At 69.3% G+C, this 11,489-nt stretch carries 12 protein-coding genes (1 of these 12 running past the window's edge); 7 read left to right on the top strand and 5 right to left on the bottom strand.

Annotated elements, in window-relative coordinates; genetic code table 11:
• The first annotated feature begins 191 nt into the window (after window positions 1-191).
• On the top strand, window positions 192-431 hold the full coding sequence (locus tag VGT80_RS16635; protein ID WP_327457773.1) for a DUF5961 family protein: 240 nt from the start codon (window positions 192-194) through the stop codon (window positions 429-431).
• Window positions 432-434: 3 nt separating this feature from the next.
• Here the strand turns inward: VGT80_RS16635 and VGT80_RS16630 are convergent, their stop codons facing one another.
• The 3 genes from VGT80_RS16630 to VGT80_RS16620 form a co-directional block, all read right to left on the bottom strand.
• On the bottom strand, window positions 435-1,913 hold the full coding sequence (locus tag VGT80_RS16630; RefSeq protein WP_327457771.1) for a DHA2 family efflux MFS transporter permease subunit: 1,479 nt from the start codon (window positions 1,911-1,913) through the stop codon (window positions 435-437).
• Entirely contained in the window at window positions 1,910-2,356 is a 447-nt protein-coding gene (locus tag VGT80_RS16625) for a MarR family winged helix-turn-helix transcriptional regulator (protein ID WP_327457769.1), read from the bottom strand. Before VGT80_RS16625 ends, VGT80_RS16630 begins: the two co-directional genes overlap by 4 nt.
• Before the next feature lie 126 nt (window positions 2,357-2,482).
• Complete coding sequence (locus tag VGT80_RS16620; protein WP_327457767.1) at window positions 2,483-3,259, bottom strand: PhoH family protein; 777 nt, start codon at window positions 3,257-3,259, stop codon at window positions 2,483-2,485.
• A 322-nt stretch (window positions 3,260-3,581) separates the two neighbouring features.
• On the opposite strand from VGT80_RS16620, the gene VGT80_RS16615 reads away from it, so the two are divergent.
• From VGT80_RS16615 to VGT80_RS16600, 4 genes are all read left to right on the top strand, one after another.
• On the top strand, window positions 3,582-4,109 hold the full coding sequence (locus VGT80_RS16615; protein WP_327457765.1) for a gamma carbonic anhydrase family protein: 528 nt from the start codon (window positions 3,582-3,584) through the stop codon (window positions 4,107-4,109).
• A 3-nt stretch (window positions 4,110-4,112) separates the two neighbouring features.
• Window positions 4,113-4,895, top strand: coding sequence for an enoyl-CoA hydratase-related protein (locus VGT80_RS16610; RefSeq protein WP_327457763.1), 783 nt, complete (start codon window positions 4,113-4,115; stop codon window positions 4,893-4,895).
• Between the two features lies 1 nt (window position 4,896).
• Window positions 4,897-5,337, top strand: a complete 441-nt coding sequence (locus VGT80_RS16605; protein ID WP_327457761.1) for a DUF805 domain-containing protein — start codon at window positions 4,897-4,899, stop codon at window positions 5,335-5,337.
• A gap of 64 nt (window positions 5,338-5,401) precedes the next feature.
• Window positions 5,402-7,060 (top strand): choline dehydrogenase, encoded by a 1,659-nt coding sequence (locus tag VGT80_RS16600; protein ID WP_327457759.1) that lies wholly within the window; start codon window positions 5,402-5,404, stop codon window positions 7,058-7,060.
• A gap of 27 nt (window positions 7,061-7,087) precedes the next feature.
• Here the strand turns inward: VGT80_RS16600 and VGT80_RS16595 are convergent, their stop codons facing one another.
• Window positions 7,088-9,991: an insulinase family protein gene (locus VGT80_RS16595; protein ID WP_327457757.1), complete on the bottom strand. Its 2,904-nt coding sequence runs from the start codon at window positions 9,989-9,991 to the stop codon at window positions 7,088-7,090.
• 115 nt (window positions 9,992-10,106) lie between these two features.
• Between VGT80_RS16595 and VGT80_RS16590 the strand changes: the two genes are divergently transcribed.
• Both VGT80_RS16590 and VGT80_RS16585 read left to right on the top strand, forming a co-directional pair.
• Window positions 10,107-10,823, top strand: coding sequence for a rhomboid family intramembrane serine protease (locus VGT80_RS16590; RefSeq protein WP_327457755.1), 717 nt, complete (start codon window positions 10,107-10,109; stop codon window positions 10,821-10,823).
• Between the two features lie 85 nt (window positions 10,824-10,908).
• Window positions 10,909-11,337 carry a CBS domain-containing protein gene (locus VGT80_RS16585; RefSeq protein WP_327457753.1) on the top strand — a complete coding sequence of 143 codons (429 nt, stop codon included), beginning with the start codon at window positions 10,909-10,911 and terminating at the stop codon, window positions 11,335-11,337.
• A gap of 99 nt (window positions 11,338-11,436) precedes the next feature.
• Here the strand turns inward: VGT80_RS16585 and VGT80_RS16580 are convergent, their stop codons facing one another.
• Window positions 11,437-11,489 carry the final stretch of an Rrf2 family transcriptional regulator gene (locus tag VGT80_RS16580; RefSeq protein WP_327457751.1) on the bottom strand. The gene runs 394 nt beyond the window's last position, so only the last 53 of its 447 coding nucleotides appear in the window; the start codon falls outside the window, past its right edge; its stop codon occupies window positions 11,437-11,439.

The raw sequence follows: 11,489 nt of genomic DNA, 5'->3' as shown, positions 1-11,489 counted from the left end.
ACGGCTCGGGCAACACCTGGATCTATTTCGACCGCGACGGTCACGGGACGGCCGACCCGTGGGGCACCAAGATCGCCACCTTGAGCCATGTGGCCGCGTCCAGCCTCACCGCCAGCGACTGGATCTTCCACTAGCGGGCGGTTCTGAATCCTTCCGCCCGATCGCGCGTTTACAGGGGATTGGAGAATCCCATGCAAACCGCGACCACCGCAGCCGACCGCGCCTTCTCCGTCCACGGCGTCGACGACGCGCCCTCGCGCGGCCAGCGGGTGGCGGCGACGAGCTTTGAGGACGCGGCGCTGACCTTCCTGGAGACGCATCATCCGCCCGACTTCGCGGAGGCGTCGCTCATGGTGGAGGACTGCGAGACCGGGGAGCGGCAATGCTTCCGGGTGGACCTCGAGAGCGGCGCCACCAGGCCCTGCGACTAGCTGCTAGGCGCGCCCGCGGAAGCCGCGACGGCCGTGCATGTCGCTGCCCGCGTCGGGCGGCAGGCGCACGTACCAGAGGATCGAGATGAAGGTGATCGCCCCGATGATGGCGAAGGCCGGCGTCACCGCGTCCCAGCTCAGCCGCGCCTCGCCCTTGTAGAGGCTGATGAAGTGAATGAGCGTCGCGGCGAGCCCGATGCCCACCGACTGCACCAGCTGCTGGGCCATGGAGGAGGTGGTGGAGGCGCGGCTCATCCGGTCCTGGCCGATGTCGGCGTAGGCCAGGCCGTTGAGGCTGGTGAACTGCAGCGAGCGGAAGAACCCGCCGACCGCCAGGACCGTCATGATCAGCCAGTGCGGCGTCGAGGGGCGGAAGAAGGCGTAGAGGATGAAGGTCGCCGAGCAGATGAAGCCGTTGAAGACCAGCACCTGCCGGAAGCCGAAGCGCCGCAGGATCGGCGGGGCCGTGGTCTTCATGACCAGGGCGCCGGCCGCCGAGATGAAGGTCATCAGCCCGGCGCGGAAAGCCGACATGCCGAAGCCGATCTGCAGCAGCATGGCCAGCAGAAAGGGCGTCGCGCCCATGGCGATGCGGAAGAAGCCGCCGCCCACCACCCCGGTCTGGAAGGTCTGCACGCGGAAGATCGACAGGTCGATGATGGCGTGCGGATTGTTGAGGGCGTGGCGCCAGTAGACGCCGAAACAGAGGGCGGCCAGGGCGAACAGGCCGGCCACCTCGATCGGCGGCAGCACGTTGCGGCCGAGATTCTCGAAGCCGAAGATCAGGCCGGCGAGGCCCACGCCGGTCAGCGCAATGCCCCGCCAGTCGAGCGGCGAAACCGCCTGTTCCTTCACGTTCGGCACGAAGGCGCGCACCAGCATCACGCCGACCAGGGCGACCGGCAGGTTGATGTAGAAGATCCAGCGCCAGTCGAAGAAGGTGACGATGGTGCCGCCGAGGATCGGACCGATCACCGGGCCCACCAGGGCCGGCATGGTCAGCACCGACATGGCGCCCACCAGTTCGCTCTTGGGCGTGGTGCGCAAGAGCACGAGGCGCCCGACCGGGGCCATCATCGAGGCCGCCACGCCCTGGAAGATGCGGCCGACGATCAGTTCGGGCAGGTTCTGCGCGAATCCGCAGCCGGCCGAGGAGACGGCGAACAGGATCATGGAGGTCATGAAGACCTTCTTCGCGCCCAGCTTGTCGGCCATCCAGCCGCTCACCGGCAGGCAGACGGCCGACGCCAGCAGGAACATGGTCATGGTCATGTTCAGCCGGATCGGATCGACGTGCAGGGCGCGCGCGATGGTCGGCAGCGCATTGGACATCACCGTCGATTCCAGCGTCTGCATGAGCAGGGCCGAGCCGATGATGGCCGGGATGATCCAGCCGCTGGCGACCGCCTCGTGCTCGCTGGCGGCTTCCAGGGCGTCGGAGGTGATCTCCGGCGATTCCAGCACACGATCCGCGGGGCTCATGGGTCGAGGTCCATGAGCTTGAGGAGCGGCTCGGCGGCGTCGGCCAGCCGCTCGCGCTCGGCCGGGCTGAGCTTGGCGAGACGCGCGGCCAGCCAGTCGTTGCGGAGCCGGCGGATGGTCTCCAACCGGCGCGCGCCCGCCGGCGTGATCGTCAGGCCCGAGCGGCGCCCGTCCTCGGCGTCGTCGCGCCGCAGGATCCAGCCGGCGGCTTCGAAACGCTTCACGTGGCTCGACATGGTCGGCCGGGAGGTCTGGTCGGCGTCGGCGAGCTCCGAGACCCCGATGCCCGGATTGCGCTTGATGTGGCCGAGTAGCAGGGCGTCTTGCGCCGACAACCCCGCCTTCATGGCCTCCTGCCGAAGTCGCCGCGAGACCCGCAGCAGGGCGGGCCGCAGGGCGTCGGCGAGGGCGGTGACGTCGAGGGGTTCTGCGAGGAGCGGCATGGCCGGCCAGATAGTTAGATAGTCGAACTATCTATATGCGAGCCTAGCGCTGGGGTCAATCGCAGGCAGGCGGCCTCCGCCCGGCAAAGCGCCGGCGGGCGGAGGCCGATTCCGTGACCTGGAGCGTTAGAGGACGCTCAGCATGTCGGCCACCAGCGGGTGGCGGACGATATCCTTGTCGGCCAGGCGGACGACCGCGATGTTGGAGAGCGCCTCCAGCCGCTCAGCCACTGGCCCGAGGCCCGAGAGCTCCGGGAGCAGGTCGGACTGGTTGGGGTCGCCGGTGACGACCATGGTCGAGTGCCAGCCCAGCCGGGTCAGCAGCATCTTCAGCTGCATGTAGGTGCAGTTCTGGGCCTCGTCGATGACCACGAAGGCGTTGTTCAGCGTGCGGCCGCGCATGAAGCCGATCGGCGCGATCTCGATGGCGCCTTCAGACATCAGGCCGCGGACCCGTTTCATGGAGAGCCGGTCCGACAGGGCGTCGTAGAGCGGGCGCAGATAGGGCGCGAGCTTGTCCTCGGCGTCGCCGGGCAGGAAGCCGATGGATTCGCCGGCTTCCACCGCCGGGCGCGAGAGGACGATGCGGCCCACCCGGCCGGCTTCCAGGGCCTCGACGGCCTTGGCGATGGCCAGATAGGTCTTGCCGGTGCCGGCGGGGCCGAGCGCCACGACCAGGTTCTTGTCGTCGATCGCCTTGATCAGCTTCTCCTGGCCCGGCGACTTGGCCTTGATGGTCTTGAGGTAGCCTTGCTCGCGCTCGCCTTCGTTGTTGTGGTTGTGCGCCAGAGGCGACCAGCCGCCGCGATCGAGCGGCAGCCGGCGGATCTTATCGTCGCCCTCGAACTGACCCGCGTCGAAAGCGCCTTCGCGCAGCTGTCGCTTCAGGGCTCGTTTGCTCATCAAGGCCTCCGTGAGGACAAGAAAAAAGGGCGCGTCCGCAATGGACCGCCCTGGGTGATGATCGATAGTGAAGAAGTGGAGGAGCGGCGGCTACGCGCCAGGCCCGGCGGCTCGGTTTCCCGTTCGGGTCCGGGCGGAGATGCCCGTGAGGACAACAGACGCGACGCCATCAAACTCCGTCCAGCGCGAGGCGGGGAACCCCGGAGGATTCCGCGGCGATCCAAGATGGCTGGCGCCCCCTCGAATCGCCTGACTAGAATGATCCTAACGTCCTTTCGGAGTCGTTAAACGGACCGTTTGTCGCAAGAAGAGGGGTGGCTTCGTGGCTGTCTACAATTTGGGCAATGTGACACCTGAGTTGCCAAATGATGACGAATACTGGATTGCGCCGAGCGCCGCGGTGATCGGGCGAGTCGTGCTGAAGAAAAACGCCTCGGTCTGGTGGGGCGCAACCTTGCGTGGTGACAACGATCCCATCGTGATCGGCGAGAATTCCAACGTGCAGGACGGATCGGTCCTGCACACCGACACCGGCTCGCCGCTGACCATCGGCGCCAATGTGACGGTGGGCCACATGGTGATGCTGCACGGCTGCGAGATCGGCGACAACTCGCTGGTCGGCATCGGCTCCATCGTGCTGAACGGGGCCAAGATCGGGAAGAACTGCCTGATCGGGGCCAATTGCCTGATCACCGAGGGCAAGCAGATCCCGGACAATTCCCTGGTCATGGGCGCGCCCGGCAAGGTGGTGCGCGAAATCTCCCCCGAACAAGCGCGCATGCTGGCCGGCGGCGCCGTGCATTATGTGGAGAACTGGAAGCGCTACCGGCGCGAGCTGCGAGAGGGTTGAGGCATGGCTTACGATTTCATTCGCGTGGAACGGGACGGACCGATCACCACGGTGATCCTGAACCGGCCGGAGGTGATGAACGCCCTGCACTCGCCGGCCCACTTCGAGCTGGACGCGGCGTTCAACGCCTTCGCCGCCGACCCCGAACAGTGGGTGGCGATCGTCACCGGCGCGGGCGAGCGGGCCTTCTCGGCCGGCAACGACCTGAAGCACCAGGCGGGCGGCGGCAAGATGGGCTCACCGCCCTCGGGCTTCGCCGGCCTGACCAGTCGCTTCGACCTCACCAAGCCGCTGATCGCGGCGGTCAACGGGGTGGCCATGGGCGGCGGCTTCGAGATCGCGCTCGCCTGCGACATCATCGTGGCGGCCGAGACCGCGGTCTTCGCCCTGCCGGAGCCGCGGGTCGGGCTGGCGGCGCTGGCCGGCGGCCTGCACCGGCTGCCGCGTGAGATCGGGACCAAGCGGGCGCTGGGCATGATCCTCACCGCCCGGCGGGTCAGCGCGGCGGACGGCAAGGACCTGGGCTTCGTCAACGAGGTGGTCCCGGCGGGCGAGCTGATGGCGGCGGCGAACCGCTGGGCCCAGCAGATCTGCGAGCTCTCGCCGATGTCGATCCGGGCCTCGAAACAGGCGGTCTACCAGGGCTTGGCCGAGCCCAGCCTGGAGGCCGCGATCAAGGGCCAGAACAAGTACCCCGCCGTGGCCGCGCTCTACGGCAGCGAGGACTTCATCGAAGGCCCCAAGGCCTTCTCGGAGAAGCGTCCGCCGCAGTGGAAGGGGCGGTAGGATGGAGCGGCTCAAGCGACTGTGGGCCTTCCGCGGCGTTGCGGGCCGCGACGAATATTGGGCGATCTTGATCGTCATCGGCGTCGTCTCGCGGCTTACCACGACCCTTGGTGTCTCGAGCGGGCCTACAGCGGCGGTCTTCGCCAGCATCTTGGTCCTGCTCATCGCGCTCCTCATCCACGCGGCCGTGGCTGTCAGAAGGCTGCATGATCGAGGCAAGTCGGGATGGTGGGCGCTCCTCTTCGTCGGCGCCGGAGAGGTCGTAGGGGCCGCGTCGGCCTCCATGGCCGCGCTTTCGTGGTCTCCCGCTCTCGTCGCCAGCGCACTGGTTGTCGTTGGGATCGCCCTCTGGGGATTCATCGAGCTTGCCGTCCTGCCCGGCAGGCAGGGCCCCAACCGCTACCTCGATCCAGTGGCGAAGGAGGTCGCCGTCTTCGACTGACGCCCTTGCGCGAAGATGACTCCCGCGTCAGGTTCGCGGGCTGTCAGTTCCGAGGAGCGTCCGCGTGGACCGTTACGACTACATCATCATCGGCGCGGGCTCCGCGGGATGCGTGCTGGCCAACCGGCTCAGCGAGGACCCGGCGTGCCGCGTCCTGCTGCTGGAGGCGGGCGGCAAGGACAGGTCGCTGATGATCAAGATGCCGGCCGGGGTCGGCGGGCTGATCGGCAAACAGGGACCCCACAACTGGGGCTTCTGGACCGAGCCGGAGCCGAACCTCGACGATCGCCGCCTGTGGTGGCCGCGCGGCAAGGGCTGGGGCGGGTCTTCTTCGATCAACGGCATGATCTATGTCCGCGGCCACGCGCGCGACTACGACCAGTGGCGCCAGATGGGCCTGCCCGGCTGGGCCTATGCCGACGTGCTGCCCTACTTCAAGCGCTCCGAGACCTTCGAGGGCGGCGCCGACGCCTGGCACGGCGGGGAGGGGCCGCTGCACGTCTCCAGGGCCGCCTCGGCGAACCCGATCTATCGGGCCAGCATCGAGGCGGGTCGTCAGGCCGGCTATGCCGTGACCGAGGACTTCAACGGCTTCCAGCAGGAGGGCTTCGGGCCCTACCAGCTGACCATCCGGGACGGCCAGCGGTGGAGCGCGGCGCGCGCCTATCTGCATCCGGTGCTGGAGCGGGCGAACCTCACCTGCCTGACCGGCGCGCGGACGACGCGGATCGTGGTCGAGGGCGGCCGGGCCGTTGGCGTCGAGATCCTCGACGCCAAGGCGAAGCAGACGCGCACGGTACATGCGGACGCCGAGGTCCTGCTCTGCGCCGGCGCCGTGCAGTCGCCGCACATCCTGCAGCTGTCCGGGATCGGCGACGGCGAGGAGTTGGGCCGGCACGGGATTGCCGTCACCCATGAGCTGAAGGGCGTCGGCGCCAACCTGCAGGACCACCTGGACGTCTGCCTGTCCTACGAATGCCCCCAGCCGATCACCATCTATTCCATGCGCAAGGGCCTGATCAAAACCCTCGGCGTGGGGCTGAACTACGCTCTGTTCGGCAAGGGGATCGGGCGGCAGAATTTCCTGGAATCCGGCGCCTTCCTGCGCTCGCGCCCGGACCTCGACCGGCCGGATCTGCAGATCCACACCGTGCTCGCCATCATGCAGGACCACGGCAAGGTGCAGGTGAACAAGGACGGCTTCACCTTCCATGTCTGTCAGCTCAGGCCTGAGAGCCGTGGCAGGATCGGGCTGACCTCGGCCGATCCGCTGGCCGATCCGGCGATCTTCGCCAACTACCTCTCGGCCGAGGAAGACCGCCGGGCGATCCGCGAAGGCGTCAAGATGATGCGCGAGGTCGCCGCCCAGGCGGCCTTCGATCCCTATCGCGGGGCCGAGTTCTCGCCGGGCGAGGCCGTCAGGACCGACGCCGAGATCGACGCCTGGATCCGACGTTCGGCCGAGACCATCTACCACCCGGTGGGGACTTGCCGGATGGGCGCGGCGGGCGATCCCATGGCCGTGGTCGACGCCGAGTTGAAGGTGCAGGGTCTCGAAGGCCTTCGGGTGATCGACGCCTCGGTCATGCCGACGCTGGTGGGCGGCAACACCAATGCGCCCACCCTGATGATCGCCGAGAAGGCTTCGGACATGATCCGCGGCAAGGCGGCGCTGAAGCCGCAGGACGCCCCGGTCTATGGCGACGGGCTGAAGGCGGCGTAAGGGTCCGCCGCCTCCCCGCCGATCCGGCTATTTCCCCAGGCTGGATTGGGCGCGGACCTCCAGCTTCCAGGCCTTCTGGTCAAGGAGGAAGGTCTGGGCGGCGCGCTGCACGTCGGCGGCGGTGACCCGTTCGGTTCCCGGCCCCAGCTCGCGGATATAGGTCAGCCGCCGCGGATCGGCCTGGGCCCCCGACAGCTCGCCCAGCCAGAACTGGTTGGTGACCTCCGACTTCTGGATGGTGTCGATGCGCGGCTTCTTGGCGCGCTGCAGCTCGTCCGGGGTCGGGCCGGTGGCGCGCAGGTCGGCGGCGATCTTGGCGACCGCGGCGAAGACGCCGTCCAGCTTCTGCGGGGGCACCTCGACCTGGGCGGCGATATAGCCCCAGCCGGGCCACACCGTGCTGTGCGAATAGCCGGCGGCGGGCGAATAGGCCGCGCCCTCGGCGTTGCGGATCTGCTCGGTCAGACGCAGGCCGATGATCTCGCCCAGCACCGCGTCGGTGCGGGCGCGCTGCGGGTCGGCCCAATAGTCCGAAGTCGGCCAGGCGACGAAGGCGATGGCCTGGTCGGCGCGGCCCTTGTGGGTGAGCACCAGGGGCTTGGCGTTGGCGGCGGGGAAGCCGGTCTGGCGCTGCGCCTCGGGGACCGCGGCCGGGCCGGCGCGCGGCGGCAGGGCCCCGAAGGTGCGGGCCACGGCCTCGGTGGCCTTCTCCAGCGAGACGTCGCCCACGATCACCACCTCGATCGGATCGCTGGTCAGGTGCTGCGCCACAGCCGCCTGCAGGTCGGCGAGCTTGGCGGCGGCGACCTCGTCGCGGTTGGGGAAGGTCCAGCGCCGGTCGCCGGCGTGGATCAGGCCCGGCAGATCGCGCGACAGCACGCCCGATTCGGTGGCGTCATACTGGTCCTGGATGACCTTGGCAGCGTTCTTCAGCCGTTCGAAGCCCTGCGGCCGCCAGCCCGGCTCGCTGGCGTAGGCGGCCAGCACCTGCAGCTCGGTCGGCAGGTCGTCGCGGCGCGTCGTGCCGGACAGCACGAAGGCGTTGTCGGCGACGCCGAAGTTGGCCCCGAACACCTTGGCGGCCAGCACCCGGTCCATGTCCTCGTTGCTGATCTTCTTCAGGCCGCCCTCGATCAGGGCGCCGGAGGCCCAGCTGAGGTTCTGGCGGTCCTTCGGCAGGTCGATGACGCCCTCGCCGATGTTGACGCGGACCAGCACCTCGTCGTCGCGGAACTTGGTGGGCTTGATGGTCAGCCGCACACCGTTCTCGAAGCGCACGAAGGTGGTCTCCAGATCGGTGACGTCCTTGGTCTCGGCGACCTTGCCGGCCGGACCGAAGCTCTCGTAGGGCCAGGCGACCTGGGTCGGCGCCACGGGCGGGGTCACGGCGACCTTCTCGGAGCCGGTGAGCGCGGCGAGCAGGGTCTGGTCACCGCCCTCGATGGGCTTGGGCGACGACAGGAACACCAGCGGGCCCGCGCCCTGGAACATCTGCTTCAAGGCCTGCGAGACCTCGCCGGCCTTCAGGTCCCTGGCGGTGGCCTCGAAGAAGGCGAGGTCCTGCGCCGGGCTGGTGACCACCTCCTGGTCGGCCAGGGCGCCCACGATCTCGTCGGCCAGCTCCGCCTGGCGGCGGGTCGCCGCGCCGGCCGCCCGGGCGCGCAGCAGGGCGCGGATCTCGGTGATCTCGCGGTCGAGTTCGTCCTGGCGGACGCCGTACTCGGCGGCGCGCCGCGTCTCCTGCTCGATGGACTGGAGCGCGGGGCGCCAGCTGTCGGGCTGGGCGTTGGCGATCACCATGGTCACCTCGGCCGAGCGCTCCTGGTCGGCCTTGAAGGCGCCGGCGGCCTGGAACGGCGGCTGCGGCGAGCGGCCGATCGCCTGGAAGCGGCGGTTCATCACCTGGAAGCCCAGCAGCCGGACGACCTCGCGCCGGCGCTTGGCGACGCTGTCGGCGCTCAGATCCGGCGGCCGCACCCAACTGATCACCATGCCGAGCGGTGCGCCGGGCTCGACGACCACCTTGGCCTCCGCGGCGCGCGGCTTCACCTGGCCGAGGTCGGGATTGGGCCCAGCCGGCCCGACAGGCTGCCAGTCGCCGAAGCGGGCCTTGATCTTGGCCTCCATGGCCGCGGGGTCGAAGTCGCCCACGACCACGAGCACGGCGCGATCGGGCCGATAGTAGCGGTGGTAGAAGTCGGCGATCCGGCCGACCGGGGCGGTCTTCAGCACCTCCACCTGGCCGATCGGATAGCGGGTCGGCAGCCGCTGACCCGGCATCAGGAAGCTATAGCGGGACTTCACCACCCGATAGCCGGGGGTGTCGCGCGACCGTTCCTCCGAGAGCACCACGCCGCGCTCGTGATCCATGGCGCTCTGCGCCAGCGTCAGGTTGGACGCGGTCTCGCGCATCAGCATCAGGGAGGTGTCGACGGTCTGGTCGTCGCTGTGCGGCAGGTCGAGCTTGTAGACGGTCTGGCTGAATTCGGTGGAGGCGTTGGTGTCGGGCCCGAAGGCCAGCCCATTGCGCTGCAGGATCTTGATCATCTCGTTCTCGGGCACCGCCTTGGAGCCCTTGAAGGCCATGTGCTCCAGGAAGTGGGCGAGGCCCTGCTGGGCGTCGGTCTCCTCGAGCGAGCCCGCACCGATCCAGAGGCGGATGGCGGCCTGGCCCGGCGGGATCGCCTGGCGGCGGATCGCATAGCGCATGCCGTTGGGCAGGGCGCCGAATCGGGTGTCGGGATCGACCTTCACGTCGGAGCGGGCCTGCGGCCACTCGCCGGGCTTCAGCTTCAGCGCTTGGCCGGCGTGTTCGCCGCGGAAACCGGGCACGCCGGGAATGTGCGGCAAGGGCAGGGCGGTCGAGACGCCGACGGCGGTGAGCGACAGCGTGGCGGCGAGCGCGAGGCTGGCGCGCAGGGTACGGGTCATCGAGCAGTCCTGAATCTCATGAAGGTGGCGCAACAAACCCGAGGCGCATGGCGGGGGCAAGGCAGGACGGCGCCGCAGGTCGCACACCGACCGATTAGCGCCTACATGGGGGGCGATGGCCACCTACCTGTTCCAAGAGACGCCCGCGCGGGGACCCTGGTCAGGGCCCGAACCCCAGCCGGAGGAGCAAAGGCCGTCGCGCGAGCCGATGTTCAATGCGCCCTGGCCGGCGCTGGTGCTGGTGGCCGCGATCGTCATCGGCTACGCGATCCAGTCTCGGATCCCGGACTTCGACCTGATCCCTTACGTCTTCTCGCCGGCGGCGCTCGCGCGCGGGGCCTGGTGGACGCCGCTGACAGCGGTCTTCCTGCACGGAAGTTGGACCCATGCCCTGACCAATGCGGCGCTGGTGCTGGCGTTCGGCACGCCGGTGGCGCGGCTCTTCGGCACGCGCCTGCGCGGCGTCGTCTGCTACTTCGCCTTTTTCCTGGTCTGCGGCGTGCTCGCGGCCCTGGGCTTCGCGGCCCTGCACTGGGGCGGCGAGGGCGGCATGGTCGGCGCCTCGGGCGCGGCCTCGGGCCTGGTGGCGGCCGCGGCGCGGCTGGTGGCCGGGCGCGGCCGGCTCGGACCGATTTTCGCGCCCTTCGTGCTGACCATGGGCGCGGCCTGGCTGATCGTGAACCTGCTGGTGGCCGGGGTGATGGCGGCCGGCGCCTCGGGTCTGATCCCCGGGACCGGCGGGGCCGGCGTCGCCTGGGAGGCGCACCTGGCGGGCTTCGTGGCCGGCGTCCTCTTGGTCGGCCCCTTCGCTAGGCTGGCGGGCCGCAGCTAGAGCGGTTCACGAGCGCGTGCTTTGCCCGCGCGCCGAACTTGCGTGACGATGTTCTCCCAAGGACGCAAGAGCGAGGGAGAAGCTCATGCTTGTCTCGCAGATCCTCAAGACCAAGGGCGACCTGGTCTTCACCGTGGCCCCCAACGAGACCGTATCGGCGGTGGCAGGCCTGCTGCACGCCCGCCGCGTTGGCGCGCTGGTGGTGCTCGAGGCCGAGCAGGTGGTTGGCATCGTCTCCGAGCGCGACGTAACCCGCGCGGTGGCCACCGACGGGCCCGGCGCGCTGTCGACGCCGGTGTCGCGCTACATGACCAAGGATGTGCAGTTCGCCGAGCCGGGCGAGACGGTCGACGCCTTGCTGGGCCGCATGACCGACCGCCGAATCCGCCACCTGCCGGTCTGCAAGGCCAAGCGGCTGGTGGGCCTGGTCTCCATCGGCGACCTGGTGAAGGCGAAGATCTCCGAGGTCGAGGCCGAAGCCGACGGCCTGAAGGCCTATATCGCCGCCACCTGAGCCATTCCCCTCCTTGCGAGGAGGGCTAGGAAGCCGGCCGCCCGCCGGCGAAGAGGGCGGGGAAGGTGGAAGACCCTTCCCCGCCCGTCTTCCGTCGGCTCAGACCGCGGAGCGCAGGCCGGCCTCGCCGCCGCTCGCACTCGCGGCGTCGG

The sequence above is a fragment of the Phenylobacterium sp. genome (genome assembly GCF_035944335.1).
Lineage (GTDB): Bacteria > Pseudomonadota > Alphaproteobacteria > Caulobacterales > Caulobacteraceae > Phenylobacterium.
This window is presented reverse-complemented; position numbering and strand designations above follow the sequence as displayed.

Excerpts from the sequence above, each read along its gene's own strand:
- VGT80_RS16585 (WP_327457753.1), top strand. The coding sequence starts at position 10,909 with ATGCTTGTCTCGCAGATCCTCAAGACCAAGGGCGACCTGGTCTTCACC.
- VGT80_RS16635 (WP_327457773.1), top strand. The coding sequence starts at position 192 with ATGCAAACCGCGACCACCGCAGCCGACCGCGCCTTCTCCGTCCACGGC.
- VGT80_RS16595 (WP_327457757.1), bottom strand. The coding sequence starts at position 9,991 with ATGACCCGTACCCTGCGCGCCAGCCTCGCGCTCGCCGCCACGCTGTCG.
- VGT80_RS16610 (WP_327457763.1), top strand. The coding sequence starts at position 4,113 with ATGGCTTACGATTTCATTCGCGTGGAACGGGACGGACCGATCACCACG.
- VGT80_RS16630 (WP_327457771.1), bottom strand. The coding sequence starts at position 1,913 with ATGAGCCCCGCGGATCGTGTGCTGGAATCGCCGGAGATCACCTCCGAC.
- VGT80_RS16625 (WP_327457769.1), bottom strand. The coding sequence starts at position 2,356 with ATGCCGCTCCTCGCAGAACCCCTCGACGTCACCGCCCTCGCCGACGCC.
- VGT80_RS16590 (WP_327457755.1), top strand. The coding sequence starts at position 10,107 with ATGGCCACCTACCTGTTCCAAGAGACGCCCGCGCGGGGACCCTGGTCA.
- VGT80_RS16605 (WP_327457761.1), top strand. The coding sequence starts at position 4,897 with ATGGAGCGGCTCAAGCGACTGTGGGCCTTCCGCGGCGTTGCGGGCCGC.
- VGT80_RS16620 (WP_327457767.1), bottom strand. The coding sequence starts at position 3,259 with ATGAGCAAACGAGCCCTGAAGCGACAGCTGCGCGAAGGCGCTTTCGAC.